Genomic DNA, 26,501 nt, shown 5'->3' with positions numbered 1-26,501 from the left:
TTTCTAGACCCTGACCTCGAACTCGTGCCTGACCTTGGCGATATCGACCAGCGTCGGCAAGCCGGCCTCGTTGCCGAGGCGCTGGATCTTGAAGGTGGAAGCGGCGCGGGCAAAGTCGAAATGCTCGCGCCAGCTTTTGCCGGGATGCGCGAGGTAGGAATAGACATAGGCGCCGTGGAAGACGTCGCCGGCGCCGTTGGTGTCGATGACGCGCTCGCGCGGGATCGGCATCGCCGGCATCACCTGCACCGTGCCGGTTTCGTCGTACCAGAACAGGCCCTTCTCGCCCATGGTGACGCCGCCGATCTTGCAGCCGCGGCTCTTGAGATAGTCGAGCATCTTCTCCGGCGTCAGATCCATCTGCTCGCACAGGCGCTCGGCGACGATGGCGACGTCGATGAATTCCAGCAGCTCATGGGTGTTGGTGCGCAGGCCGCCGCCGTCGAGCGAGGTCAGGATGCCGGCCTCGCGGCACACCTTGGCGTAGTGGATGGCGGCATCCGGCTGGTGGCCGTCGACATGCAGCGCGCGGCAGCCGCCGAGATTGAGCATCGGAAAGGGGTGGATGTGCTCGTCGTCGCGGCAGCGGACGATGGCGCGCTTGCCGTCCTTGGGCATGATGAAGGAGAGCGAGGACTGGTTGACCTTGCGCCCATGCAGCGAGATGCCGTACTTCGCGCACATGTCCTGGAACATGCGCCCCAGCCAGTCATTGGCTGCGGTCGCGATCAGGTCCGGCACGATGCCGAGCTTGGCGCAGCAGAACGCCGCCGTCACCGCATTGCCGCCGAAGGAGACCGCGTAGTCACGCGCCACGTGCTTCTCGTCGCCGGTCGGCATGTGGTCGGTGATGAAGACGACGTCGATATAGGTCTGTCCGATGAAGAGAGCCTGCATTGCTTGTCCGTGATGCGCTTGTGGTCCCGGCCGGCGAGATTACTCTAGCACCGGTTCCGCTCCGGAGGGACGCTGAAATTATTCGCAAAACTGCCGCCCGAAGCGCTTGAGGTCAGCATGGTCCGGGAATACGACCATCACTGGCCCATGCCAAGCCCGGACAAACGCCGTCTTCCGCTCCCGGGGTTCCCGGTCCACAAAAAGGGGTGCAGAATGATCACCGGCCTCGATCACATCGTCGTTCTCGTAGGCGATATCGGCGCGGCCAAGGCGGCCTATCAGACGCTGCTCGCCCGCGCGCCGGCCTGGCAGAACTCGGGCGAGGGCGCCGACCGGGTGCTGTTCACCCTCTACAATATGACCATCGAGCTGATGGCCCCTCACGGCTTCAGCGTCACCGCCGACCGCATGCGCGCACTGCTCGGCGACCAGGAGGGCGTGCTTGCCAGCCTGTGCTTTCGCGTCGCCGACATCGGCAAGATGCACCGCCGGCTGGAGCGGGTGGCCCTGAGGCCGGACCCGGTCGCGGAGGTCGAGAGCAGCGACGCCGGCACCGACGCCGTGCTGCACTGGAAGCGCACGCGGGCCGCCACCGAGCTGACGCGCGGCGTGCGCATGTTCTTCCTGGAGCTGGCCGACGAGCGTCCGAAGTCCGCCGTGACCGACATCGCGCCGATCGAGGGGCTCGACCACGTCGTCGTCACCACGGAGGATTCCGAGCGCGCCGCCGCGCTCTACGGCGCCCGGCTCGGCCTTGATCTCGCGCTCGACCGCTCGCACCAGGACTGGGGCCAGCTGATGTTCTTCCGCTGCGGCGACCTCATCGTCGAGGTGGTGCGCCGCCCGGTCGCGGGCGGCGATCCCGCGCATGACCGGCTCTGGGGCCTGAGCTGGCGGGTCGGCGACATCGACGCCACCCGCGCCCGCCTGATCGCGAGCGGACTCGACGTTTCAGAGGTCCGCACCGGCCGCAAGCCGGGCACGCGCATCATGACCGTGCGGAGCGGCACCTGCGGGATTCAGACCGTGCTGCTGGAGCGCTCGCCGAAGCCGGTGGATTGATTCTGTCATTCCGGGGCGATGCGTAGCATCGAACCCGGAATCCATTTCGCGACTGACTCTGCCGCCAAATGGATTCCGGGCTCGCGCCAAGAGGCGCGCCCCGGAATGACGAGACGTTCTCAAACGCACGCTCGCGTGCTACACGCGTCTTGTCAGCACCCAGCGAGCACCCGGTTTGGCGAAGGCAAAGCGAACTCTGAAATGGCAGCGCGACCCCGAGGGGATGCGGCTGCGCATTCTCGAAGCCGCCAAGCAGGAGTTTTCCGCCCATGGTCTTGCCGGCGCACGCGTCGACCGCATCGCGGCCAAGGCCGGCGCCAACAAGCGCATGCTCTACTATCACGTCGGCAACAAGGACGAGCTCTATCTCGCCGTGCTCGAAGGCGCCTATGACAAGATCCGCAGCGAGGAGCGGGGGCTCGACCTCGAACATCTCGATCCCCCCGAGGCGATCCGCCGCCTGATCGAGTTCACCTGGAACTACTTCCTGCGCAATCCCGAATTCCTGTCGCTGCTGCAGACCGAGAACCTCGCGCGCGCAAAGCACCTGAAGAAATCGACCAAGGTCAAGTCGATGCACTCGCCCTTCGTCGAGATGATCCGCACCGTGGTGCGCCGCGGTGTCGAGAGCGGCGATTTCCAGGTCGCGGTCGATCCGGTGCAGCTCTACATCTCCATCGCGGCGCTCAGCTTCTTCTATCTCTCCAATTCGGCAACGCTCAGCGTGATCTTCGGCCGCGACTTGCTGGACAAGAAAGCCAAGGACGAGCGGCTGGCGCATATGGTGGGCCTTGTGCTGGCCGCGCTGACGGGGCAATCCGCGGCGCTGTTCGAGATCGCGAAGACGCCGAAGTCGCGCGCCGCGATCGTGCAGGCGGTGTAGCTCGTAGCCATGATGGGGCGCCTTGCTCCGTCATTGCGAGCGCAGCGAAGCAATCCAGACTGTCTCCGCGGAAAGTTTCTGGATTGCTTCGCTGCGCTCGCAATGACCACGTGGAAGCGGCGTGCACCTCACTCCGCCCCCGTGCCCCGGACGCAGCGCAGCAACGCTTACATTGCAGCGCGTCCGGGACACGGAAGGCGATAGTCCGGTCCCCAAAAGCTCCCGGAACCTCGAGCACAAAACGTCACAGGGAAAGCTCTGGACAGTATTTATCCAACGGGTTAATTTCTCCCCATAATGAAGAAGACTGCCGGGAGTGAAAATTGGCCGAGCCGAAGCCGCAAAACGCTGTTTCCAAGCTGCTGAATGCAGCCTGGGTTCGGCCGTTCTTGTTCCTGGTCTTCATCGTCGTCGCCTGGGATCTCGCGATCCGGCTGTTCAGAATCCCCGCGTACCAGATCCCGGCGCCGCTCGACGTCGTCGCCGTGCTGCGCACCGAATGGCCGGAGCTGCTGCGCCAGTCCTGGCCGACCACTTATGCGACCGTCTGCGGCTTCCTGCTGTCGGCGCTGTTCGGCATTCCCGTCGCGATGCTGATCGCGGGCTCGAAGACGGTGGAGAGCTATATCTATCCACTGCTGGTGTTCTCGCAATCGGTGCCGAAGATCGCGATCGCACCGCTGTTCGTGGTCTGGTTCGGCTTCGGCATCATTCCGAAGGTGATCTCGGCGTTCCTGCTCGGCTTCTTCCCGGTGGTGGTCTCCGCGGTGCAAGGCTTCAAATCGGTCGATCCCGATATGGTCGATCTCGCCCGCGCCATGCAGGGCAGCCGCTTGCAGGTGTTCCGCGCGGTGAACCTGCCGCATGCGCTGCCGGCGATCTTCTCCGGCCTCAAAGTGTCGGTGACGCTGGCCGTGGTCGGCGCGGTGGTCGGCGAGTTCGTCGGCTCCAATTCCGGCATCGGCTACGTGATGCAGCGCTCGATCGGCACCTTCGACCTGCCGACGATGTTCGCGGCGCTGGTGATCCTGGCGCTGCTCGGCGTGGTCCTGTTCTGGATCGTCGACCGCATCGAGAAGCTGGTCATTCCCTGGCATGTCAGCCAGCGCGAGGACGTGATCTTTGCATCCTGACTAAAGCAACGAGCGGCCGCCAACGGCCGACGCAACAACGGCAAGGGAGAGAAACGATGAAGCGGTTGATTGGAGCTGCATCCGTAGCACTGATGGCGTTCGCAGCCATGCCGGCGCAGGCAGCCGACAAGGTCGTGCTGATGCTGAACTGGTACGTCTATGGCGAGCACGCGCCGTTCTATTACGGCAAGGCCAAGGGCATCTACGCCGCCGAAGGCATCGAGCTCGAGATCCAGGAAGGCCGCGGCTCGGCTGCGACCACGCAGGCGGTTGCCGCCAAGACCGCGGACTTCGGCTATGTCGACGTCCCCACCATGATGCGCGCCGCGATCAAGGGCGCGCCCGTGGTTGCAACCGGCGTGCTGCTGCAGACCTCGCCGATGTCCGCCATGGGCTTCGCCGACAAGAACATCAGGAAGCCCGAGGACATCAAGGGCAAGACGGTGGCGATCACGCCCGCGGACTCCATGACCCAGATCTGGCCGCTGTTCCTGAAGAAGACGGGCCTGAAGGAGAGCGACTTCAAGACCGTCGCCGGCGACGGTCAGACCAAGCTCAACGCCGTCATCAACGGCCAGGCCGATCTTCTGCTCGGCTACGTCATGGACCAGTCGATGAAGATCAAGGACGCGACGGGCAAGGAGGTCTACCCCATCAAGTTCGCCGATTACGGCATCAACATGGTCTCCTCGGGCGTCATCGCCAATACCGACTATGTGAAGGCCAATGCCGATCTCGTCCGCCGCTTCATGTCAGCGACCACGAAAGCGGTCGAGGCCGCCGAGAAGGAGCCGAAGGCGGCGGCGCAGTCGATCCTCGATGCCAACCCCAAGGGCGGCAAGATCGACACGCTGACGCAGGGTTTTGAGCTGACCATCCCGCTGTACCGGACCGCGGAGACCAAGGGCAAGCGTCCGTTCCAGGTCACCGACCAGAACATGACCGAGACCGTCAACCTGCTGGTCGAATATGGCGGCCTCGACGCCAAGGCCAAGGAGAACCCGAAGGCTTTCTACACCAGCGATTACCTGCCGAAGAGCGGCTCGTGAAACCTGCGACTGTCATGAGTGAAACCGCGCAGTCGGCCGCTCATCTGAGACTGGTGAGCGACCGGGCTGCCGGCGATGCGTCGGGCATCAAGCTGTCGGGCGTGTCGAAGACCTACCGGACGCGCGACGGCGATGTGCCGTCGCTGCGGCCGCTCGACTTCCACATCAATGACGGCGAGTTCTTCGTCGTGGTCGGACCAAGCGGCTGCGGCAAGTCCACGCTGCTCAAATTGATCTCGGGCCTGCTGGCGCCGACCACGGGCGAGATCCTGGTCGAGGGCCAGAAGGTGACGACGCCGCACGGCAATGTCGGCATCGTGTTCCAGAACGCGCTGCTCTTGCCCTGGCGCAACATCCTGGGCAACGTGATGCTGCCGATCGACATGAAGCGGCTGCCGCGGCAGGAATATCTCGACCGCGCCAAGTCGCTGCTGAAGCTGGTCGGCCTCGAAGGCTTCGAGAAGAAGCTGCCCTGGCAGCTCTCCGGCGGCATGCAGCAGCGCGCCTCGATCTGCCGCGCGCTGGTGCACGACCCGAAAATCATGCTGATGGACGAGCCGTTCGGCGCGCTCGACGCGCTGACACGCGAGCGCATGAATGTCGAATTGATGCGGATCCAGCGTGAGACGAAGAAGACCGTGCTCCTGATCACGCATTCGATTCCGGAAGCCGTGTTCCTCGCCGACCGCGTGCTGGTCATGACCGAGCGCCCCGGCGCGATCGCCGCGATCTACGACGTGCCGCTGCCGCGTCCGCGCTCGCTCGACGCGATGGCAGACCCGGTGTTCACCGAGCTCGTGCAGCGCATCCGCAAGCATTTCTTCTCGCAAGGGGCGTTGGATTGACGGCCGTGGGACTCTCGTCGATTGCGGCAAGCACAGTGCGCTTCCTCCCCCGCCTGCGGGGGAGGGCTGGTGAGAGGGTGTCTCCACATCGGGACACTCCCCCAGAGGAGAAAACCCTCACCCGGCGCTGCACGCCGACCTCTCCCGCAAGCGGGAGAGGTGCACCGCCGCCTGCGCGACATCTCGGAAGCCAGTTAACACCATGTCCTCCCGCCTGAAGCTGCGAGACATCGCCTTCTTCGAACGTCCCGTGCAGTTCGCGCGGCCGTTCCGCTTCGGTGCGATCACGATCAACGCGACGCCGCAGCTGTTCGTGCGGGCCGAGATCGAGGTCGAGGGCAGGGGAACCGCGGTCGGTGCCAGCGCCGAACTGCTGGTGCCAAAATGGTTCGACAAGCGGCCGGAGCTGTCGCCGGCGCAGACGGTGGACGGTCTGCGACGCTCGCTTCAGATCGCGCGAGGGCTCTATCTGGCACGGACCGGATTCCAGACGGCGTTCGATCTGCATGCCTCATGCATCGGTGCCCAGGTCGCAATCTGTGCGAAGGAGAACATTCCGGCCCTTGCGGCGGCTTATGGCCCCGCTGAGATCGACAAGGCGATCCTCGACGCGCTGCTGCGCGGTGCGGAGGCCAACTTCTTCGACGGCATGGCCGGCAACATCGCCGGCATCGATGCGCGACTATCTCCTGACGTGAGCGAGAGGGACATCCGGACGTTCCTCGCCGGCCGGGGGGCGCTGGCGCGCGTTGCCGTCAGGCACACCGTCGGCCTCGATGATGTCGTGGAAGGGACCGGCGGCGTTGCCGATCGCAGCGAGAACGGCGGTGCGCGCTATTTCAAGCTCAAACTATCGGGCGATCCCGCAGCCGATGCGGCACGGCTTGCCCGCATCGGCAAGGAGCTCGCGACGCTCGAAGACGACACCAGGGTGACGCTCGACGCCAACGAGCAATATGCGGACCTCGCCGCGTTACAGGCGCTGATGGACGGGCTCAATCGCGACGCCGCGCTACGCCCGATTGCCGCGCGCCTGCTCTATGTCGAGCAGCCGATGCCGCGCGACATCACGCGGCGATCGCCGCTCGGCGCGCTGGGCACACGTGGCTTCATCATCGACGAAGCCGACGATTCCTACGACGCGTTCCCGGCAGCACGGGCGCTCGGCTATCGCGGCATCTCCTCGAAATCCTGCAAGGGATTTTACAAGTCCATCATCAACGCCACGCGCGCAGCGAAATGGACCGCGGAGGGCGAGACCTTTTTCGTCACCGGCGAGGATCTCACCTGCCAGGCGGGCCTTGCCCTGCAGCAGGATCTTGCGCTCGGCGCCTTCCTTGGCGTTCCCCATGCCGAACGCAACGGCCACCACTACGTCGATGGCTTTGGTGAAACGCCCATAGCAGAAGCTCAGGCCTACGCCGCCGCGCATCCCGATCTCTATGCCGATGCCGGGCGGGGCATCCGCCTCTCCATTCACGACGGCGATCTCCTGACGGGATCGCTTCATTGCGCGGGCTTCGCCTCGTCGGTCCATCCGGACTGGTCGGCATTGCGCCCGCTCGCCCAGCCAAGATCTCAGGAGCAATTGGCATGACCACGCAACGCCTCGGCCTCATCATGAACGGCGTCACCGGCCGCATGGGGCTCAACCAGCATCTGATCCGCTCGATCGTCGCGATCCGCGACCAGGGTGGCGTCCGCTTGAAGAACGGCGACCGCGTCATGCCCGATCCGATCCTGGTCGGCCGCAGCGCCGACAAGGTCGAGGCGCTCGCCAAGCGCTTCAACATCACGCGCTGGACCACCGATCTCGATGCCGCGCTCGCCGACAAGAACGACACCATGTTCTTCGACGCCGCGACCACGCAGGCGCGGCCCGGCCTGTTGACCCAGGCCATCAACGCCGGCAAGCATGTCTATTGCGAGAAGCCGATCGCGACCAATTTCGAGGAAGCCGTCAAGGTCGTGAAGCTCGCCAATGCCAAGGGCGTCAAGCACGGCACGGTGCAGGACAAGCTGTTTCTGCCGGGCCTGAAGAAGATTGCCTTCCTGCGCGATTCTGGCTTCTTCGGCCGCATCCTCTCGGTGCGCGGCGAGTTCGGCTATTGGGTATTCGAGGGCGGCTGGCAGGAGGCGCAGCGGCCGTCCTGGAACTATCGCGATGAGGATGGCGGCGGCATCATCCTCGACATGGTCTGCCATTGGCGCTACGTGCTGGACAACCTCTTCGGCAACGTCCAGAGCGTGAGCTGCATCGGCAACACCGATATCCCCGAGCGCTATGACGAGCAGGGCCAGAAGTACAAGGCGACCGCGGACGATTCCGCCTACGCCACGTTCCAGCTCGAAGGCGGAATCATCGCCCACATCAACATGTCCTGGGTCACGCGCGTCTATCGCGACGACCTCGTCACCTTCCAGGTTGACGGTACGCTCGGCTCGGCGGTCGCGGGACTCACCGATTGCATGATCCAGGCGCGGCAGGCGACACCGCGCCCGGTGTGGAATCCCGACGAGAAGCGGCTGCACGATTTCTACGGCGACTGGCAGAAGCTGCCCGATAACGTCACCTACGACAACGGCTTCAAAGAGCAGTGGGAAATGTTCATCCGCCACGTCTACGAGGACGCTCCTTACAAGTTCACGCTGCTCGAAGGCGCCAAGGGCGTGCAGCTCGCCGAATGCGCGCTGAAGAGCTGGAAGGAGCGGCGTTGGATCGACGTCGCCCCCATCAAGGTTTGAGGTCAGTCGGATAATCCCGATGTCTACTGAGCCGTCATTGCGAGCGAAGCGAAGCAATCCAGAATCTTTCCGCGGAGGCAGTCTGGATTGCTTCGCTTCGCTCGCAATGACGAGGAGAGGTTCGAAATCATGAACAAGCCAGTCCAACCGATGTCGTCTTTGTCGCTGAAGCTCCCCAAGCCCGATCGCTCGATCGAGACCTATCGGCTCGCGGCCTCGCGCACCTTTCCCGCAAAGCTCGAAGGGCCGCTGAACCGCATCGCCTTCTCGGCCGTGCACACCGTTGCCGATCCCTTCGCCGACAACGATCCCTGGCTGTCGGCCGCGGTCGACTGGGACAGGACCATCGCCTTCCGCGAGCACGTCTGGGACCTCGGTCTCGGCGTTGCCGAAGCCATGGACACCGCGCAGCGCGGCATGGGGCTGGACTGGCCGACCTCGCTGGAGCTGATCACGCGCTCCGTCGCCGCCGCCAAGCGCCGCAACGCGCTGGTGTTCTCCGGTGCAGGCACGGATCATCTCGCAGTGGAGGACGCGAGAAACCTCGACGACGTCATCCGCGCCTATGAAGAGCAGATCTCGGCGGTGGAGAAAGTCGGCGGCCGCATCATCCTGATGGCCTCGCGGGCCCTCGCAAAACTCGGTCGCAATGCCGACGACTACGCCAAAGTCTATGATCGCGTGCTTTCGCAGGTCCGTGAGCCCGTCATCATCCACTGGCTCGGCGACATGTTCGATCCGGCGCTGGCGGGATATTGGGGCACGAGGGATCTCGACAAGGCCATGGACATTGCCGTCGCCATCATCAACGGCAACGCCGCCAAGGTCGACGGCGTCAAGGTTTCGCTGCTCGACAAGCAGCGCGAGATTGACATGCGTCGCCGGCTCGACAAGCGCATCAAGATGTACACCGGCGACGATTTCAACTACGCGGAGCTGATCGCCGGCGACAGCGAAGGCTTTTCGCACGCGCTGCTCGGCATCTTCGATGCCATCGCGCCGGCGGCGTCCTACGCGCTGTCGCGGCTGGCGGCCGGCGACGAGGCTGGCTTCCATGACGTGCTGGGCCCGACGGTGCCGCTGTCGCGTCATATCTTCAAGGCGCCGACGCGGTTCTACAAGACCGGCGTCGTCTTCATGGCCTACCTCAACGGCCACCAGGATCATTTCACCATGGTCGGCGGACAGGAGAGCACCCGCTCCACGCTGCATCTCGCCGAGCTGTTCCGTCTCGCCGACAAGGCCGGCCTGCTCGCCAATCCTGAACTCGCGACGCAACGGATGAAGACCGTGCTCGCCACCCACGGTATCGAATCCTGATGCGCGCTTTTTCGTCCGATCACCGCTGGCTGTCGCTGAACACGGCGACGGTCCGCAAGCAGGGTGACCTCATCGAGATTATCGATGCCTGCGCACGTCACGGCATCCGAGCCATCGATCCCTGGCGTGACCAGGTCGCGAACGTCGGTCTCGACCGCGCCGCGCGCGCGGTGCGCGAGACTGGCCTTGATCTCTCAGGCTATTGCCGCGGCGGCATGTTCACCTCGGATGTCTCGCGCCGGGGCGAAGTGCGCGACGATAACAGGCGCTGTGTCGATGAAGCCAAGGCACTAGGCGCGCCCTGCATCGTCCTCGTCGTCGGCGGCCTGCCGCAATATTCGCGGCCGGGCAGTGAGGCTTCGAAGGATCTGGTGGCAGCGCGCGGGCAAGTCGAGGAAGCGCTCGCTGACATGCTCGACTACGCGAGGCAAGCCAAGCTGCCGCTGGCGATCGAGCCGTTGCATCCGGCCTATGCGGCCGACCGCGCCTGCGTGAACACAACCAAGCAGGCGCTCGATATCTGCGACCGGCTCGATCCCGGCCGCACCGGCATGCTCGGCGTCGCGCTCGATGTCTATCACATCTGGTGGGATCCGGAGCTGATGGACCAGATCGCACGCGCCGGCCGGGACCGCCTGCTGGCGTTCCATGTCTGCGACTGGCTGGTGCCGACAAAAGACATCCTCAACGACCGCGGCATGATGGGCGACGGCGTCATCGACATCAAATCGGTGCGCGCGGCCGTCGAAGCGCAGGGCTTTGCCGGCTATTCCGAGATCGAGATTTTCTCCAACGACTGGTGGGGCAAGCCGATGGACGAGGTGCTTCGCACCTGCATCACGCGGCATAGAACGGTGGTGTAGTTGCCTCGAGTGTCTCGTGAAAAGTCAGACGATTGCGCTATCATCGATTTTTCCGTTGAATCCCGAACTATCACTCGTCAATTCGATCTGCGAAGCTCTGACGACACAAATGCGCTTGCAACCAAGCAGGCGCGGAGGGAGGTTCGCAGTGGAGAAAGTGCGACGCTTGCGTGCGATGAGCTCACTGTGCCGTCAACAGGCCGCGTACAACAGCATGAACAAATGGAAGCTGCTCGCAGAGGCAGAATACTGGGATCATCTGGCTGACCTCGAGCTATCTTCCCATTTCCAACAATGCAACGCCATCGTCTTGAATGAGGTAGAGCAGCCTCAAGCGATCACAGATGCGAAGTGCTGAGCGGAAGACGATTTCCGCCGCGTGAGGAAAGGCCGTGTACTCATAAAATCACGCAAGTAGAGGGTTGCCGTATCACCCGTGTGCTCGCTGTACGGCAACGTCTGAAGCTTGAAAAGGCGCGCGATCATGATTGGGAAAGCTCCTCCATGAGCGCCTTGGCGGAACGAAGGTCCGGCGTTTCGAAGCCTTCCGTAAACCAGCCGTAAACCGAGCCAAGAAGGCACCGCGCGTCGGCTATCCTACCCTGGTCGCGCCAAAGCCGAGCCAAATGCATTGCGGCACGTAATTCAAAGGACTTTGCGCTCTGGCTTTGGGCGACCTTGAGTGCAGTTTGCAAATACCCCTCGACCTCGTCAGCTGGAGCACCGCGAATTCGGTGCAGTTCGCCATCGATGCATGCAAGTTCTGCCTCCCACATATGCTCGTCGCTGCGGGCGGCAAGGACCTTTGCTTCGGCAAGGGCAGCGACGCCGTTGTCGTGGTCACCTAAGTGGAGGTAGGTGGCCGCGAGCATCCATAAGTACCGAACCTGGTACCAACTGGCTCCGAGCCTGTTCCGCTCGTTGAGACTGAGGCGCATGAGCGCCAGGCCGCCCTCCACGTTGCCCTCTTGGGCCATGGCCCAGCCCCGCAGGATGAGGCCGCTCTCGCGCCAATAGTTCAAGCTGTTCTGATCGGCGAGATCGATGATGGCCTCGGCGTGCGCTTTGACGGCCGCCACGTCACCCATTAGCTCCGCAGTGGCCGCCCCGCCATAGACCTGCACATGCGCGGTAAGGTTCGTCTGATTCAACTCAATAGCGTATTGAGATGCGGCACGGCTAGTCCGCTGAGCCTGTTCGGGGTAACCCAGAACCCAAAGCACAATCGCCAAGTAGGGTAGCGCCGAGGCCTTTGGGTCATGTACGTAGTGCACAGGTGGCGGCCGATGCGCCTCCGGCTGATAGCGACTCAAGATCGTTTCGAACTCCGAGCGTGCGGTCAGAAAATCACCGGCATGCATGGCGGTGAGCGCGGCCAGACGATGCACAGCTAGTTCCAGCGCTGTGTCACTGGTGCGCTCGGCGGCGCGCTGCGCCTCGGCAACGAGGCTCTGCATGGCAGCAAAGTCGCCGCGCACGAAGTGGAAGATGAATTTGCCGCTAAGGGTGGAAAACAAGGCGCCCGTGTCGTCGAGTTCATAGCAGAGCGCATGAGCCCTGCTGAAGGCTGTGCCAAGCTGCGGAGCCGTGTATCCGTGAATGGCAATCAGTGGACCTCCGATTGCTGTTTGCAGAGCGAGCTCCTGGCGATCGCGCTCCGGCCCTTGTGGATTGGACCTGAGTGCCTCCAGCCCCCTTGTGAGATGAGTGATCGCTTCGAGATTTGCGGAACGCCCGGCCGCAATGCGGCCGGCCCGCAGCCAATAATCCACCGCCTTTCCTGCCAGTCCACCCTCGGTGAGATGCAGAGCGATTGTCTCCGGCTCCGCCTCCGCACGGGCAGGGTAATGTTGTTCGAGAGCTGCAGCTATGCGGGCATGGATCTGCTGCCGCTTGCTCTTTAGAAGACTCTCGTGCGCGATGTCCTGCACCAGCGCATGTTTGAAGCTGTAGCCGACATTCGGAGGTACGCCACGACGGAATATCAGTTCCGCGGCCAATAGGTCATTGAGAGCATGCTGGAGCGCGTGCTCGTCGAGCGCCGTTACAAGGCGCAGAAGATCGTGTCCGAATTCGCGTCCGATGCAAGCTGCAATCTGGGCAACTTCCTTGACCGGCGCCAATCGATCAAGCCGGGCCATCAAGGAGTCCTGCAGCGTCGTCGGGATCGCCAGCGGCGGTAATGGGCCGATCAGCTCATAACGGCTGCCGTGGTCTTTGAGCAGACCGGATTCGACGACGGCTTTGGTGAGCTCCTCGACGAACAACGGCACGCCGTCGGTCTTGGCCAGAATCTGCTCAAGCACCTCCTGAGGGAGTGTTTTGCCGCCCGTGATCCGGTCAACGACTGCCGCCCCTTGCCGACGTCCCAGCCGGCTTAGAAAGAGCGCTGTCACGTGTCCATGACCCGTCCAGCGCGGAATGAACTCGGGCCGGAAGGTAACGATCATCAAAATCGGAAGTCGCTGCACCTCGTCGACAAGCCGATCGAGGAATTCGAGCATAGTAGGGTCCGCCCAATGGACGTCCTCGTAGACGGCAAGCACTGGCTGTCTTGCCGCTAAGCCTTGTATCTGTTCCAGAAGGGCCTGGAAGGTTCGCTCCTTCTTCTGGTGCGGACTGAGTGCGAGGGGCGGGTATCTCTCCCCGGTCGGGATTGCCAAGAGATCCGCGAGAACCGGCGCGCTCTCATGCACATCGTCCGCACCAAGCGCGAGCATGGCCTCGAGTTTATCGAGCTGTTCGTCGGAAGCGTCCTCCCGCCGTATTGCCGCTGCCCGTTCAAGAAGGCCAACGACGGGATACAGAGCGGTGTTGGTATGAAATGGTGAACAGAAATGGCTCAGCGGCGTGTGCGGCACACGGGCGACCTGGTCGCGTAAGGCTCGCACGAGCCGCGACTTGCCAATGCCGGCTTCGCCGCCGAGCAGGACGATCTGTCCTTCCCGCTCTTTCGCCCGCTCCCAGCGATCCAGGAGCAATGCAAGTTCTTCATTCCGTCCGACCAGTGCGGTCGTTGCCAAGCCATGCCGGGCCTCGAACCTGCTCTCTGCCGCGCCTTCACCAATGACAAGCCACGCCTGCACCAGTTCCGGGAAACCTTTGAGAGGCACCGTGCCGAGGTCGTGGTACGTGAAAGCTTCGCCGAGTAGGCGGCGGGTCGATTCCGCAATCACCACATCACTTGGGTTGGCCAGATCTTGCAGTCGGGCGGCTAGGTTTGGTGTTTCGCCGATGACTGCGCGCTCGCGAGCCTCTCCCTCGCCAATCAGCTCGCCGACCACGACCAGACCGGTTGCGATGCCGACGCGAGCGGCGAGCGCTGCACCACCCGGTTCGGTAAGGGATGCGACCGCCTTGGTCACTCGAAGCCCGGCGCGAACGGCGCGCTCCGCCTCATCTTCGTGCGCCCGCGGCCAGCCGAAATAAGCGAGAACGCCATCGCCCAGGAATTTGGCTATGTGGCCTTCGAATCGGTCGATCTCGCCCACCACGGTGTTATGGTAGGCCTGCAAGAGGTCACGCAACTCCTCGGGATCCCGCCCTGAAGCAAGTGCCGTCGAGCCGACCAGGTCGACGAACATGACTGTGAGCTGTCGACGCTCCGCGTCCGAAGGGATCGATGGCTTCGCGTAGTCGGCAGGTCCATTGGCGTTGACAGCCACCGGGGCGATCGGCGGAGCGAGTGCATGGATTGCCTTTAGCACAGCCTTGCGTGGGCCGAGTGGCAAGCCAAGCTCCCGCAGGTCGGCTTCGGTCAGTTCTGGCAAAATTTCGGACGTGATTTCAGCGTCACAAAAGGTCTTTATGTAGCGCTCCAGCCCGAGACCGCAAAGCCATTGCGCGATATCCACGACAAGCCTCCTCGTGCCGCATCAGGCAACGGTCAGCTCAATTGAACGTATGCAACTTCAGCTTCAGCGAACCATCTGCCTGACGCTCAAACACGTGGGTTGCGATCCCGCCTGCAGGTTGGCTGGCGCCATCCGCTGTCTTACCGTTGGCGCTCCAATGGGCCGTGCCGTAGACGATCTTCTCATCTCCGCCGGCGTCGATGACGACCAACCTGTGATCGGTGAATCCGCTTGAAAACAGCCCAGCAAAGAAGCTCTCGATCTCTGTCGGACCGGATATCACTTGATGCGTTGGCGGCAACAATTTGGCGTCTGGCACGTAAGTCGCCGCGATAGCCCTGGCATCTGCCTTGTTGAATGCTGAATCCCACGCGGCGTACGCCGCAGCAATGTCGTGTTTTATGGAGGAAGCTAAGGCTGTCATGATCCCTCCCTCAATCGCGGGCTTGCTTTCGTTGGAGAACGATTGCGTCACCCCGCTTGGTCGACCGCTGCGTAAATTGAACCGAGAGAACGCGACGCCCTCATTGGCCTGCGACCTGTTGCAGCCTGTTGAAGCGCGCCTTCTGCTCGCTGCTCAGCGTGGCATAGAACTCGTCCAGGGCGGGTTCGACCAGCTTGGCGGCGGTCAACATGGCCTCGAGCCGATGCTGCATCGTCTCCAGCCGTCCGACAGGTGTCAGCGGGGCATCGTTCGGACAGGCTGCCTGTAGGCTTTCAACGCCCTTCGCCGTCGCTTCACTGAGGCGGTCGAGCGCCTCCTTCTGCTTGCCGGCCGGGTGGAGCACAGCCTCGATCCTCTGGATCGGCAACTGCGTGAGCCCGGACTTCGGATCGCCACAGCCCTCGCTACTCGCCTCCTGCTGCTGCGGCGAGCGCTCGCCGACATTGGGGCCAAGCGCGTTGAAGCGGGCCTGCTGCTCGTCACTGAGCGAGTTGTAGAAATTCTCCAGTGCCGGACGAACGATCTTGACGGCTTCAAGCGTCGCGCTGATGCGGTTCATCATCGCGCGCAAGCGGCCAGGGGGAGTCAGTGCATAAGTCTCCGCGCAGGAATCCTTGAACACACCGGCAGCGTTGGCCGCCGCCGTCTTCAGCTCATCCAACAATGCGCGTTGCTCCGGCGTCGGCCGCACCGCCTGTGCGATATCGGCAAGCGGCCAGGCGGTCACGCCCTTGTCCGGCGTGGCACACAATTGCTGAAGCGTCTGCGGGCTCACGCTGGCACGCTGGCGCGCGCGGTAGCCGCCGCCGGCTTGCGGAGTGTCATACGGGTTGGTGCTAGCATAAGCGGAGTAAGGGCCGTCACCGCCCCAGAACACGGTGTCGACGAAGTCGTCATAGGCGTACGCCCAATATCCGGGCTCGTAGCCATAGGACCAGAACGTGTAGTTGAAGATGTCGGAATAGGCGTAAGGCCAGAACACGGGCCCAAGCCAAGCCACGAACACCGCGGGATGACGGTGACGCCAGGCCTGCCGGGGTGCCCAGCCGCTTTGGCGCGTGACGAGAGCCGCTTGGGTCAGCGCAGTGGACTGCTCGCGGAAGCGTTCCGCGAACCGTCCGCGCTCGGCGGCCTGCGCAGCGGCTGCAAGTGCCGGAGCGCGCTCCGCCGGAGCCTGCAGCCCAAGCCGCTGCTGGCGCGCCAGGTCAATTTGCTGCGCGCGCTGCTCTCGGCCAAGCAAGCGGTTTTGCGCCTGGAGCATTCGCTGCTGCGCCCGTTGCGCTTGCACGCCTTCCGGCTTTTGCGACTGCAATTGCTGCACCCGCTGCTGCAGGCGTTCGATGCGGGCCTGGCGCTCCGTTGTTTGGCGCGACAGCATGTCGCGCTGCCGTTGCTCCACCTGCTGCGAACGCTGTTGCACGCGTTGCTCGCGCTCCAGAAGACGGCTCTGCGACTGCAGCAACCGTTGCTGCTGTTGCTGCGCCCTTGCGCCTTCCGGCTTCTGCGATTGCAATTGCTGCACGCGCTGCTGCAAGCGGTCGATGCGGTCTTGGCGTTCCGCGGATTGGCGCGAAAGCATCTCACGCGGCGGTCCCGATCGCTCGCTCACGGCCGGGGGGGCACTTGGGCGCGAAGGGGCGGCGATATGCGGCGCCGGCTGCGGCGCCATCGCCGGACGTTGCGGCGCTGCCGGCGGGCGCTGGAATTCGCGCCGGGGCGCTGCCACCTGCGGGGCGGCTCGGGGGGCACTGATTTGTGGGGTCGGACGCGGTGGCGGTGAGGCGATGTGCGGCGCCGGACGTGGCGCCATCGCCGGTCGCTGCGGCATGGCTGGCGGCGCGGCCGGACGCGCCATGGCTGGCGGAGCCGCCGGACGCGCCATGGCTGGCGGAGCGGCCGGACGTGCCATCGCTGGCGGTGCTGCTGGCGGTGCGGCTGGACGAGCCATAGCCGGTGGTGCTGCCGGGCGTGCCATGGCCGGTGGTGCTGATGGCGGCGCTGCGGCTGGTCCTGGTGGTCCTCCACCCCGTCCGTGTCCGTGAGGTCCCTGAGCCGACGCGCTCGTCGTCAGCATCGAGACGCCAACCAAAACAGCCGTCAGGCAAACGCCACGCGGAAGCATGATCCTAGCTCCCAACTCGTAATGGCCCACGACTTTCAACGCACAGACCGTGGAATCGTTCGTCCTTGGCCACGGCTGGCATTGCGATCTTCCGACGCAGCCAGTCTCAAGAGAAATCCTGCGTCAGGATCGCGGCGAACCGCTCCAGCGCCCAGTCGACCTGGTCGCCGGTGATCACCAGCGGCGGGGCGATGCGGATCGTATGCTCATGGGTATCCTTGGCGAGGATGCCCTTGGCCTGGAGCGCCTCGCAATAGCGGCGTGCCCGTCCGGCCTCGGGATGCAGCTCGACCGCCAGCATCAGGCCGCGCCCGCGCACGTCGCGGATCGTATTGGCGCGAATGTCCTTCAAGCCCTCCAGAAAGCGCGCGCCTTGCCTCGCCGCGTTCTCGATCATGCCTTCCTCGACCAGCACGCGCATCGCCGCGCGAGCTACGGCGCAGGCAAGCGGGTTGCCGCCGAAGGTCGAGCCATGCTGCCCGGGCCGCAAAGTCCCGAGCACGTCGTTGTTCGAGAGCACGGCCGAGACCGGATAGAAGCCGCCGGACAGGGCCTTGCCGAGCAGCGTCACGTCCGCCTCAATTCCCTCGTGCTGTTCGGCGAGCAGCTTGCCGGTGCGGCCGAGCCCTGTCTGGATCTCGTCGAGCACCAGCATCACGTTGTTGGCGGTGCAGAGCTCCCGGACCTCAGTGAAATAGCCGGCCGGAGGAATGACGACACCGGCTTCGCCCTGGATCGGCTCGACCAGAAAGGCGACCGTGTTTGGGTTGATTGCTTCCGCAAGCGCCGGGGCGTCGCCGAACGGGATGACCTTGAAGCCCGGCGCGAACGGCCCGAAGTGTCCGCGTGTCTCGGGGTCGGTTGAAAAGCCGACGACGCCGAGCGTGCGTCCGTGAAAATTGTTGGCACAGACGATGATTTCGGCCTGGCCGTCCGGCACGCCTTTCACCTCGTAGCCCCATTTGCGGACCGACTTGATCGCGCTTTCGACCGCCTCGGCGCCGCTGTTCATCGGCAGTACCTTGTGGGAACCGGTGAGCGCGGCGATCTCCTCGTAGAACAAGGCGAGCTGGTCGTTGTGGAAAGCCCTCGAGGTGAGCGTCAACCTGTGCGCCTGTTCGACCATCGCCGCCAGGATCTTGGGGTGGCAGTGGCCCTGGCTGACCGCCGAATAGGCGGACAGGCAATCGAGGTACCGGTTGCCTTCAGTATCCCAGACCCAGACACCTTCGCCACGCGACAGGACGACCCCGATCGGCTCGTAATTACGGGCCCCGAAGCGTGCTTCTGTTGCGATGAAATCAATGACCGACGCGCTCATCTGTCGTCACTCCATTGCAGCGTGGGGGGCGTCAATCGACTGCACCGGCGGGTCGCGCCCAAATGAATGTGGGTATCAGTTTGTCAGCTCGGAAGCCTTGATGCGCCGATGGCGCGGCGCGGCCTGATAGTCCCGAAATGTCAGGTGGTTCTGCCGGGCCACAGGGCACCGTTCCGCGACCCAGGCTCTACTGTGCATGGGGTTGTTTTCGCAATTTGGTTGCCGGCCCCTCAGCCAAGCGCGCAGGGCACGCTCAAGAAGCCGCGGAACCGGACCCGTCCGCCGCGCACGGGCGGGCCGCTCACGGCATAGTTCGGAAAGCGCGCCAGGAAGCGCGAGATCGCAATCGCCCCTTCCAGCCGCGCCAGGGCCATGCCTGCGCATTGATGCGCGCCTGTGGCGAACGCGAGGTGCCGGTTCGGCGTGCGCGCGATGTCGAAACGCTCAGGGTCGGGAAACTGCGCGGGGTCGCGGTTGGCTGCGCCAATGCACAGCGTCACCGACGTGCCGGCATCGAGCATGACGCCGCCGAGCTCGACCTTCTCGGTGGTCATGCGGTTGCCGAGCTGGTTCGAGCTCTCGTAGCGCAGCACCTCCTCGATCGTGGTCTTGATCATGTCCGGGTTCTCGATCAGGCGCTGCTTCTGGTCGGGATGCCGGTCGAGCGCCACGAGGCCGTTGCCGATCAAATTGGTGGTGGTCTCGTGGCCGGCATTGAGCAGGAAGATGCAATTGTGCAGCAGCTCCTTCTCGGTTAGCCGCTCGCCGTTCTCTTCCCCCTGGATCAAACGCGTCAGCACGTCGCGCTCGGGATTGCCCGGCTTTGCGCGCCGCCGCGACACCAGCGTCTGCAGATAAGCGAGGAAGTCCGCCACCGCCTTGTTGCCGCGCGCAGCTACTTCGGGCGACACCACGGGTTCGAGAGCACCCAGGATCGCCAGCGACCAGTCGCGCAGCGGCCCGCGCTCCTCGTGAGGCACGTCGAGCAGATTGCCGATCACCTCGATGGGAATCGAAGCGGCAAAATCCTCGATCAGTTCGCAAGCGCCCTTGGCTTCGATGGCATCGAGCAGGCCGTCGACCAGCTTGATGAGGTCCCCCTCCATGCTGGCGATCGCGCGCGGCGACAGCGCGCCCATGATGAGGCGGCGCACGCGAGTGTGCGACGGCGGGTCGTTGAAGACGAGGCTGGTGGTGTGGTGCTCGTAGAGCGGGGTGTCGCCGTATTTCGGCGCGAACTCGCGCTTCTTGTCCGAGCTGAACGACTTCGTGTTCTTGTAGGTGGTGACGAGATCGTCGTAGCGGGTCAGGAACACGGTGCCGCTGCGCAGGCGCTTGACCGGCTCGTTCTCCCGCAGTGCACGATAGGTCGGGTAGGGGTTGTCGTAGAACTCCGGCGTCAGCTTCTCGAGGTCGAAGCTTGCCGCCAGCGCCTTCGCATCTGCGTTCATCCCGTTATACTCGCCGGTTAAAGCCGATATGCCGTTTTTGTTGTTCTGGTAGGCGCATGCCTGCGTCTACAGTCTTTGCAGCTTTAGTCTTGGCACACTGCTAGCCGACCGGACAGGAAAATGCACGCACGCGCTGACGCTGCCGACACGGCGCCGAACTGGCCCGACGATATTTTCGCGACCTTGCAGCGCTTCGACGTCCGGCAGGTGCCTTATGTGCCGGACGCCGGTCATTCCACGCTGATCCAGCGCGTGCTGGGCTCCTCCACCATGCGTGGCATCGCGCTGACGACGGAGGAGGAGGGCGTGGCGCTGCTCGCCGGCGCCTGGGCCGGCGGACAGCGCGGCGTGCTGCTGATGCAGTCGAGCGGCGTCGGCAATTGCATCAACATGCTGTCGCTGATCCCGATCCTGCGCTTTCCGTTCCTCACGCTGGTGACGATGCGTGGCGAGTGGGGCGAGTTCAATCCATGGCAGGTGCCGATGGGCTCGACCACGCAAGGCGTGTTCGAGCTCTCCGGCGTCAAGGTGCTGCGCGCATCGCACGCAGCCGAGGTGCCGGCCGTGCTGGAGGCCGCCGCAGCCCAGGCCTACAACGCGCTGACGCCCACCGCCGTCCTTCTGTCGCAGCGCCTGATCGGCGCCAAGGTTTTCACCAAATGAGCAAGGCCAATCTCCTCGACCGCCGGAAGGTGGTGTCCACGCTGCTGGCGAACCGCAAGGACGTCGTCGCGATCGGCGGCCTCGGTGCGTCCACCAACGACATGTGCGCCGCCGGCGACCACGCCCGGAACTTCTACCTCTGGGGCGGCATGGGCGGTGCCGCGATGATCGGGCTGGGTCTGGCGCTGGCGCAGCCGAAGCTGCCGGTATTGGTCATTACCGGCGACGGTGAGATGCTGATGGGCATGGGCAGCCTTGCCACCATCGGCCTGCAGAAGCCGGCCAACCTCTCGATCGCAGTGCTCGACAACGAGGCCTATGGCGAGACCGGCGGCCAGACCAGCCACACCTCCGCCGCCGCCGACCTCGTCGGCATCGCCAAGGCTTGCGGCATTAACGACAGCCGGGCCGTCACGACCATGGCCGAGGTCGAGGCCTTCGCCAAAGTCGTCCATGACGTCTCCGCGGGTCCGCGCTTTGCCAATGTGAAGATCGACAGCGCCGGCCTGGAGCGGATTCTGCCGACGCGGGACGGGACCTACATCGTCAACCGGATCCGTGCTGACCTCGGCTTCCAGCCGATCTAGGCGGTCCCTCAATCCCTTGCCGAACGCCTGCACGCGGGCCGTGCAGGCTCGACCAATTTCCATTGATTCTAGGTCGCATGCAGGTTGCGATGCAACATAGTGCTTGACTCCTGCGTGGGTGAGTGCTTACTCACCCAGCATGAGCTCATTGCGTATGACGAGCGACCTGAGGCGTCAATTGATCCTCGGCGCCGCAAAGCGCTGCTTTGCCCGACACGGCTATAACGGCACCACGACCAAGAGCGTGGCGGCCGCCGCTGCCATTTCTGAAGCGCTGCTGTTCAAGCATTTCCCGTCCAAGGCGGCGCTCTACGCCGAGATCCTCAGCGACGAATGCGAGGCGGATCCCGCTCTGATGGAGCTGCTCGAGCGCGAGCCGTCGACGGCTACGCTGGTCGAGGTGATCCGCGGCATGGTCGAACACTTCCTCCAGATCGCCGACGGTCCCGATCAGGAAGAGGCCCAGCGCCTGCGGCTAATGGCCACGAGCCATTTGGATGACGGCGAATTCGCCCGATTGCTGTATGCCAAGATCGAGACGCTGATCGGCGCTGTCTTCGTCGCCTCGCTCGAGCGTGCGGTTGCGAGCGGTGACGCGCGGCCCTGCTCTGGCGATCCGCTCAACCTGTTCTGGTTCGCGCATCATGCGGTGATGACCGCGGCGCTGACCAGGCTGCCGGCCACGCCCTGTCTTGCTTATGGCAGGGCGACCGACCTGGAGCGGCAGCTCTGTGAGTTTCTCCTGAGGGGTATCGGACTTAACGACGCCGCAATTGCTTCGCATCTGGGCCGCAATCAGGCCGCGGATGCGAACCGGGCGGCGATTGCAGAAAGTGCATGACATGAACATCGTGGCCGAAAACAAGATTTCGGGGCAACCGATCGACAACAAGGCTCCCAAGCGTCCGGTCCGGCCAGTGCGCTGGTTCATCATCGTTGGCACGCTTCTGGCCGTGCTCGTCGGAGGGCTCGTCTGGTTCAATTACTTCCGCGGCCAGATGATCAAGCAATTCTTCGCCAACAACAAGCCGCCGCCGACCGCTGTCAGCGCGGCCGAGGCGAAGTCCGAGGTGGTGCCGAACCTGCTCACCGCGGTCGGCAGCCTCGTCGCCGTGCATCAGGTCGACGTCAGCGCCGACGTCAACGGCCGTGTCACCGCGATCAAGTTCGAGCCGGGCACGCGCGTCGAGGCCGGCACGCCGCTGGTGCAACTGTTCGACGCGCCCGAGCAGGGCGATCTCGCCAATTACAAGGCGCAAGCGACCGTCGCGCAGCTGTCGCTTGAACGCGCCAAGCAGCTGGCCTCGCGCCAGTTCGGTCCGCAGGCGACCGTCGATACCGCGCAGGCTGCCTATGACCAGGCGCAGGCGGGCATCGCCAAGACCGAGGCGTTGATCTCGCAGAAGCTGGTGCGCGCGCCGTTCGCCGGCGATCTCGGCATGCGCAAGGTCGAGGTCGGCCAGTATCTGACCGCCGGCACGGCGATCGTGTCGCTGACCGATCTGTCCGAGCTGTGGGCCAACTTCACGGTGACGGAAAAGGATTCCGGCAGCCTCAAGGTCGGCCAGGTCGTGCGGTTGAAGGTCGACGCCTATCCGGGCCGCACCTTCGAGGGCAAGATCACCACGATCGAGCCCCAGATCTCGACCGATACTCGCAACATCCGCGTGCAGGCCACGATTGCCAATCCGGAGAAGATCCTGAAGCCCGGCATGTTTGTCACCACGACCGTGGTGCTGCCGGAGAAGCCGGCCGTGATCACGGTGCCTGAAACGGCAGTCGATTACACGCTGTACGGCGACTCGGTGTTCGTGATCACCGAGAAGAAGGAAGAAGACGGCAAGACCAGCCTGTCGGCGGTGCGCACCTTCGTGCAGACCGGCAACCGGGTCGAGGGTCGCGTCGAAATCGTCAAGGGCCTGAAGGTAGGCGACAAGGTCGTCGCTCTCGGCCAGCTCAAGCTGCAATCAGGCGCGCCGGTATCGATCTCGACCGATCCGGCCCCGCAGATCCCGGCGCAGCCGCCGCGCTACTGACAATATCCTCGCGTGATCCGGCCCGGCCGGATCACGCGTCTTGAAAAAAGAAATCGAGATCGCCCGCGATGGCCTTTACCGACATTTTCATCAAACGACCGGTCCTGTCCGTCGTCGTCAGCCTGCTGATCCTGCTGATCGGCCTGCGCGCGGCAATGGTGCTGCCGATCCGGCAATATCCGAAGCTGTCGAATACGGTCATCAACATCACGACCGTCTATCCGGGCGCGTCCGCAGACCTGATCCAGGGCTTCATCACCACGCCGATCGAGCAGGCGGTCGCGTCCGCCGAAGGCGTCGACTACATCACCTCGTCCTCGGTGCTCGGCACCTCGACGATCCAGGTCTACATCAAGCTGAACTTCGATCCGAACCAGGCGCTCACCGAGGTGCTGGCGAAGACCAATTCGGTGAAGTATCTGATTCCGAAGGAATCCAACGACCCGATCGTCACCAAGACCACCGGCCAGACCACGGCCGTGATGTATCTCGGCTTCTCCTCGGACGAGCTGTCGGGCTCGGCCATCTCCGACTATCTGACGCGCGTGGTGCAGCCGGTGCTGTCGACCGTCGACGGCGTCGCCTCGGCCGACATTCTGGGCGGCCAGACCTTTGCCATGCGGCTGTGGCTCGATCCGGTGAAGATGGCGGGCCGCAACGTATCGCCGGCTGACGTTGCGGCGGCGATCCAGGCCAACAACTTCCAGTCCGCGGCGGGTCAGACCAAGGGCTATCTGATCGTCTCGAACGTCTCGACCAACACGGGCCTGACCAACGTCGATCAGTTCAAGAAGATGATCGTCAAGGCCAAGGACGGCGGCTTCGTGCGGATGGAGGACATCGCCACCGTCGAGCTTGCAGCCCAGAGCACGGATGCCAGCGTCGCCTTTAACGGCGAGCGCGCGATCTTCATTGGCGTGCAGGCGACGCCACAGGGAAATCCGCTGACGCTGGTCAAGGGTGTGCGCGCGCTGTTCCCCGAGCTCGAACGCAACCTCCCGCCCTCGATGAAGATGAAGGTCGCCTACGACTCGACCAAGTTCATCCAATCTTCGATCGACGAGGTGCGGAATACATTGGGCGAAGCCGTCATCATCGTGATCGTGGTCATTTTCCTGTTCCTGGCCTCGCTGCGCTCCGTCATCATTCCCGTCGTCACCATTCCGTTGTCGATGATCGGCGTCTGCACGATGATGTTGGCGCTGGGCTTCAGCTTCAACCTGCTGACCCTGCTCGCGATGGTCCTGGCGATCGGCCTCGTCGTCGACGATGCCATCGTCGTGGTGGAGAACATCCATCGCCATCTGGAGGAGGGCAAGACGCCGGTCCAGGCCTCGCTACAAGGCGCGCGCGAAATCGTCGGGCCGGTCATCTCTATGACCATCACGCTCGCCGCCGTGTACGCGCCGATCGGGTTCCTCGGTGGCCTCACCGGGTCGCTGTTCCGCGAATTTGCCTTTACCCTCGCAGGCTCGGTCATCGTATCAGGCGTGATCGCGCTGACGCTGTCGCCCATGATGTGCTCGGTGCTGCTGAAGAACACCGAAGAGGGCCGCTTCGCCAAGTTGGTGAACCGGGTGTTCGGCGCCATGACGCGGTGGTATGGCCGCAAGCTCGACCGCTCGCTCGACTACAAGGCCATCACCGGCCTGTTCGCCGTGACGATCCTGGGACTCGTCGGCTTCCTCTACATGAACACTTCGAAGGAGCTGGCGCCCGAGGAAGATCAGGGCATCGTGTTCGCGGTGACCAAGGCGCCGAAATACGCCAACATCGACTATGTCGATTTCTACGGCGAGAAGCTCGACAAGGAATTCCAGAAATTTCCCGAGACCGATCTGCGTTTCGTGCTGAACGGCATCAACGGCCCGCAAGGCGGCATTGCCGGCATGCTCTTGAAGCCCTGGGACGAGCGCACACGCTCGTCGATCGCCTTGAAGCCGCTGGTGCAGGCCGAGCTCTCCAAGATCGAGGGCGTGCAGGCGTTCGCGTTCAACCTGCCGCCATTGCCGGGCGGACCCGGCGGTCTGCCGATCCAGATGGTGATCAATTCCACGGCCAGCTTCCAGACCGTCTATGAGCAGATGGAGAAGCTGAAGGAGGCTGCACGCAAGAGCGGCATGTTCATCGTCTCCGATAGCGACCTCGCCTACAACCAGCCGAACGTCGAGGTGACGATCGACCGCACCAAGGCTCAGGACCTCGGCGTCAACATGCAGAACCTCGGCTCGACGCTCGCGGTGCTGCTCGGCGGCAATTACATCAACCGGTTCAACCTCGAGGGCCGCTCCTATCAGGTGATTCCGCAGGTGCCGCGCGGCAAGCGGCTGTCCCCGGAATCGCTCGGTGGCTACTATGTGACGACCAACACCGGGCAGCAGCTTCCGTTGTCGACCGTGGTCTCGATCAGGACCAAGACCGATCCGAATTCGCTGACGCACTACAACCAGCTCAATTCGGCGACGTTCTCCGCCGTGCCGATGCCCGGCGTGACCGTCGGCGCTGCGGTCGACTTCCTCGAAGGCGAGGCCAAGAAGCTGCCGCAAGGCTTCAGCCACGACTATCTGGCTGACTCCCGGCAATACGTGCAGGAAGGCAATCAGCTTGCCATCACCTTCGGCTTCGCGCTGATCATCATCTTCCTGGTGCTGGCGGCCCAGTTCGAGAGCTTGCGCGACCCGCTGGTCATCATGATCTCGGTGCCGATGGCGATCGTCGGTGCGCTGATCCCGCTGTTCTTCGGCATGGCAACCATAAACATCTACACCCAGGTCGGTCTGCTCACCCTGGTCGGCCTGATCACCAAGCACGGCATCCTGATGGTGGAGTTCGCCAACGAGCTCCAGGTTAACGAGCGGCTCGACCGCCGCTCGGCCATCGAGATGTCGGCCCGCATCCGTCTGCGGCCGATCCTGATGACCACGGCCGCGATGGTGACCGGCCTGATCCCGCTCCTGACCGCGACCGGCGCGGGCGCGGCCAGCCGCTTCTCGATCGGTCTCGTTGTCGTCGCCGGCATGTCGATCGGCACGCTGTTCACGCTGTTCGTGCTGCCGGCAGTCTATGTGGTGCTGGCGACCGACCATCGCGCGGCGGCCGATTCGGAGCGGAACAAGCAGATCGGCGAGCTGGACCTCGATTCAAAGGCGCTACGGCCGACCTGAGGCCGTTGGCAGGCTAGTCCCGAAAGGGCGGCAGCGGTGATCCGCTGCCGCCCTTTTCGTT

At 63.9% G+C, this 26,501-nt stretch carries 22 protein-coding genes; 16 read left to right on the top strand and 6 right to left on the bottom strand.

All coding sequences use genetic code 11. The features are described from left to right. Positions 1-3 precede the first annotated feature (3 nt). Positions 4-897 (bottom strand): sugar kinase, encoded by an 894-nt coding sequence (locus ACM43_RS31845; protein WP_157281072.1) that lies wholly within the window; start codon positions 895-897, stop codon positions 4-6. Positions 898-1,110: 213 nt separating this feature from the next. On the opposite strand from ACM43_RS31845, the gene ACM43_RS31840 reads away from it, so the two are divergent. The 10 genes from ACM43_RS31840 to ACM43_RS38670 all read left to right on the top strand — a co-directional run bounded on the left by ACM43_RS31840 (position 1,111) and on the right by ACM43_RS38670 (position 11,155). After that, on the top strand, positions 1,111-1,959 hold the full coding sequence (locus tag ACM43_RS31840; RefSeq protein ID WP_271545419.1) for a VOC family protein: 849 nt from the start codon (positions 1,111-1,113) through the stop codon (positions 1,957-1,959). A gap of 175 nt (positions 1,960-2,134) precedes the next feature. Further along, positions 2,135-2,842 (top strand): TetR/AcrR family transcriptional regulator, encoded by a 708-nt coding sequence (locus ACM43_RS31835; protein ID WP_271545416.1) that lies wholly within the window; start codon positions 2,135-2,137, stop codon positions 2,840-2,842. Positions 2,843-3,165: 323 nt separating this feature from the next. Further along, the gene (locus ACM43_RS31830; RefSeq protein ID WP_128263494.1) at positions 3,166-3,975 is read left to right on the top strand and encodes an ABC transporter permease; all 810 of its coding nucleotides are present in this window, start codon (positions 3,166-3,168) and stop codon (positions 3,973-3,975) included. 56 nt (positions 3,976-4,031) lie between these two features. Continuing rightward, positions 4,032-5,024, top strand: a complete 993-nt coding sequence (locus tag ACM43_RS31825) for an ABC transporter substrate-binding protein (protein ID WP_271545413.1) — start codon at positions 4,032-4,034, stop codon at positions 5,022-5,024. A gap of 14 nt (positions 5,025-5,038) precedes the next feature. Continuing rightward, complete coding sequence (locus tag ACM43_RS31820; RefSeq protein WP_271545667.1) at positions 5,039-5,869, top strand: ABC transporter ATP-binding protein; 831 nt, start codon at positions 5,039-5,041, stop codon at positions 5,867-5,869. A 202-nt stretch (positions 5,870-6,071) separates the two neighbouring features. Beyond that, positions 6,072-7,466, top strand: coding sequence for a hypothetical protein (locus ACM43_RS31815; RefSeq protein WP_271545412.1), 1,395 nt, complete (start codon positions 6,072-6,074; stop codon positions 7,464-7,466). Next, complete coding sequence (locus ACM43_RS31810) at positions 7,463-8,614, top strand: Gfo/Idh/MocA family protein (protein ID WP_271545410.1); 1,152 nt, start codon at positions 7,463-7,465, stop codon at positions 8,612-8,614. Before ACM43_RS31815 ends, ACM43_RS31810 begins: the two co-directional genes overlap by 4 nt. A gap of 129 nt (positions 8,615-8,743) precedes the next feature. Next, positions 8,744-9,934: a dihydrodipicolinate synthase family protein gene (locus ACM43_RS31805; RefSeq protein WP_271545409.1), complete on the top strand. Its 1,191-nt coding sequence runs from the start codon at positions 8,744-8,746 to the stop codon at positions 9,932-9,934. After that, complete coding sequence (locus tag ACM43_RS31800) at positions 9,934-10,797, top strand: sugar phosphate isomerase/epimerase family protein (RefSeq protein WP_271545407.1); 864 nt, start codon at positions 9,934-9,936, stop codon at positions 10,795-10,797. Before ACM43_RS31805 ends, ACM43_RS31800 begins: the two co-directional genes overlap by 1 nt. A gap of 16 nt (positions 10,798-10,813) precedes the next feature. Next, positions 10,814-11,155 carry a hypothetical protein gene (locus tag ACM43_RS38670; protein WP_333919950.1) on the top strand — a complete coding sequence of 114 codons (342 nt, stop codon included), beginning with the start codon at positions 10,814-10,816 and terminating at the stop codon, positions 11,153-11,155. Between the two features lie 124 nt (positions 11,156-11,279). On the opposite strand, the gene ACM43_RS31790 is transcribed toward ACM43_RS38670, so the two are convergent. The 3 genes from ACM43_RS31790 to ACM43_RS31780 all read right to left on the bottom strand — a co-directional run bounded on the left by ACM43_RS31790 (position 11,280) and on the right by ACM43_RS31780 (position 16,630). Further along, on the bottom strand, positions 11,280-14,651 hold the full coding sequence (locus ACM43_RS31790) for an AAA family ATPase (protein ID WP_271545405.1): 3,372 nt from the start codon (positions 14,649-14,651) through the stop codon (positions 11,280-11,282). Positions 14,652-14,688: 37 nt separating this feature from the next. Then, entirely contained in the window at positions 14,689-15,075 is a 387-nt protein-coding gene (locus tag ACM43_RS31785) for a YybH family protein (RefSeq protein ID WP_271545403.1), read from the bottom strand. 100 nt (positions 15,076-15,175) lie between these two features. Continuing rightward, the gene (locus ACM43_RS31780) at positions 15,176-16,630 is read right to left on the bottom strand and encodes a Spy/CpxP family protein refolding chaperone (protein WP_271545401.1); all 1,455 of its coding nucleotides are present in this window, start codon (positions 16,628-16,630) and stop codon (positions 15,176-15,178) included. Between the two features lie 266 nt (positions 16,631-16,896). On the opposite strand from ACM43_RS31780, the gene ACM43_RS31775 reads away from it, so the two are divergent. Further along, positions 16,897-17,046, top strand: a complete 150-nt coding sequence (locus ACM43_RS31775) for a hypothetical protein (protein WP_271545399.1) — start codon at positions 16,897-16,899, stop codon at positions 17,044-17,046. 278 nt (positions 17,047-17,324) lie between these two features. On the opposite strand, the gene rocD is transcribed toward ACM43_RS31775, so the two are convergent. Next, a complete protein-coding gene (rocD, locus tag ACM43_RS31770; RefSeq protein WP_271545397.1) occupies positions 17,325-18,539 on the bottom strand; it encodes an ornithine--oxo-acid transaminase in 1,215 nt (404 codons plus the stop codon). A gap of 230 nt (positions 18,540-18,769) precedes the next feature. After that, the gene (locus tag ACM43_RS31765) at positions 18,770-19,990 is read right to left on the bottom strand and encodes a cytochrome P450 (RefSeq protein WP_271545395.1); all 1,221 of its coding nucleotides are present in this window, start codon (positions 19,988-19,990) and stop codon (positions 18,770-18,772) included. A 120-nt stretch (positions 19,991-20,110) separates the two neighbouring features. On the opposite strand from ACM43_RS31765, the gene ACM43_RS31760 reads away from it, so the two are divergent. From ACM43_RS31760 to ACM43_RS31740, 5 genes are all read left to right on the top strand, one after another. Continuing rightward, positions 20,111-20,653: a phosphonopyruvate decarboxylase gene (locus ACM43_RS31760; RefSeq protein WP_157281094.1), complete on the top strand. Its 543-nt coding sequence runs from the start codon at positions 20,111-20,113 to the stop codon at positions 20,651-20,653. Next, positions 20,650-21,240: a thiamine pyrophosphate-dependent enzyme gene (locus ACM43_RS31755; RefSeq protein ID WP_157281096.1), complete on the top strand. Its 591-nt coding sequence runs from the start codon at positions 20,650-20,652 to the stop codon at positions 21,238-21,240. Before ACM43_RS31760 ends, ACM43_RS31755 begins: the two co-directional genes overlap by 4 nt. 139 nt (positions 21,241-21,379) lie before the next feature. Then, positions 21,380-22,081: a TetR/AcrR family transcriptional regulator gene (locus ACM43_RS31750; RefSeq protein WP_157281098.1), complete on the top strand. Its 702-nt coding sequence runs from the start codon at positions 21,380-21,382 to the stop codon at positions 22,079-22,081. Between the two features lies 1 nt (position 22,082). Next, the gene (locus ACM43_RS31745) at positions 22,083-23,276 is read left to right on the top strand and encodes an efflux RND transporter periplasmic adaptor subunit (RefSeq protein WP_036004727.1); all 1,194 of its coding nucleotides are present in this window, start codon (positions 22,083-22,085) and stop codon (positions 23,274-23,276) included. A gap of 68 nt (positions 23,277-23,344) precedes the next feature. After that, positions 23,345-26,440: a MexW/MexI family multidrug efflux RND transporter permease subunit gene (locus ACM43_RS31740; protein ID WP_036025801.1), complete on the top strand. Its 3,096-nt coding sequence runs from the start codon at positions 23,345-23,347 to the stop codon at positions 26,438-26,440. Positions 26,441-26,501 lie beyond the last annotated feature (61 nt).

The organism is Bradyrhizobium sp. CCBAU 45321 (genome assembly GCF_028128975.1).
Lineage (GTDB): Bacteria > Pseudomonadota > Alphaproteobacteria > Rhizobiales > Xanthobacteraceae > Bradyrhizobium > Bradyrhizobium yuanmingense.
This window is presented reverse-complemented; position numbering and strand designations above follow the sequence as displayed.

Bases quoted from the DNA above. Each gene is read 5' to 3' on its own strand.
- ACM43_RS31845 (WP_157281072.1), bottom strand. From the start codon at position 897: ATGCAGGCTCTCTTCATCGGACAGACCTATATCGACGTCGTCTTCATC.
- ACM43_RS31840 (WP_271545419.1), top strand. From the start codon at position 1,111: ATGATCACCGGCCTCGATCACATCGTCGTTCTCGTAGGCGATATCGGC.
- ACM43_RS31825 (WP_271545413.1), top strand. From the start codon at position 4,032: ATGAAGCGGTTGATTGGAGCTGCATCCGTAGCACTGATGGCGTTCGCA.
- ACM43_RS31820 (WP_271545667.1), top strand. From the start codon at position 5,039: ATGAGTGAAACCGCGCAGTCGGCCGCTCATCTGAGACTGGTGAGCGAC.
- ACM43_RS31815 (WP_271545412.1), top strand. From the start codon at position 6,072: ATGTCCTCCCGCCTGAAGCTGCGAGACATCGCCTTCTTCGAACGTCCC.
- ACM43_RS31810 (WP_271545410.1), top strand. From the start codon at position 7,463: ATGACCACGCAACGCCTCGGCCTCATCATGAACGGCGTCACCGGCCGC.
- ACM43_RS31805 (WP_271545409.1), top strand. From the start codon at position 8,744: ATGAACAAGCCAGTCCAACCGATGTCGTCTTTGTCGCTGAAGCTCCCC.
- ACM43_RS31800 (WP_271545407.1), top strand. From the start codon at position 9,934: ATGCGCGCTTTTTCGTCCGATCACCGCTGGCTGTCGCTGAACACGGCG.
- ACM43_RS31785 (WP_271545403.1), bottom strand. From the start codon at position 15,075: ATGACAGCCTTAGCTTCCTCCATAAAACACGACATTGCTGCGGCGTAC.
- rocD (WP_271545397.1), bottom strand. From the start codon at position 18,539: ATGAGCGCGTCGGTCATTGATTTCATCGCAACAGAAGCACGCTTCGGG.
- ACM43_RS31765 (WP_271545395.1), bottom strand. From the start codon at position 19,990: ATGAACGCAGATGCGAAGGCGCTGGCGGCAAGCTTCGACCTCGAGAAG.
- ACM43_RS31760 (WP_157281094.1), top strand. From the start codon at position 20,111: ATGCACGCACGCGCTGACGCTGCCGACACGGCGCCGAACTGGCCCGAC.
- ACM43_RS31755 (WP_157281096.1), top strand. From the start codon at position 20,650: ATGAGCAAGGCCAATCTCCTCGACCGCCGGAAGGTGGTGTCCACGCTG.
- ACM43_RS31750 (WP_157281098.1), top strand. From the start codon at position 21,380: ATGAGCTCATTGCGTATGACGAGCGACCTGAGGCGTCAATTGATCCTC.
- ACM43_RS31745 (WP_036004727.1), top strand. From the start codon at position 22,083: ATGAACATCGTGGCCGAAAACAAGATTTCGGGGCAACCGATCGACAAC.
- ACM43_RS31740 (WP_036025801.1), top strand. From the start codon at position 23,345: ATGGCCTTTACCGACATTTTCATCAAACGACCGGTCCTGTCCGTCGTC.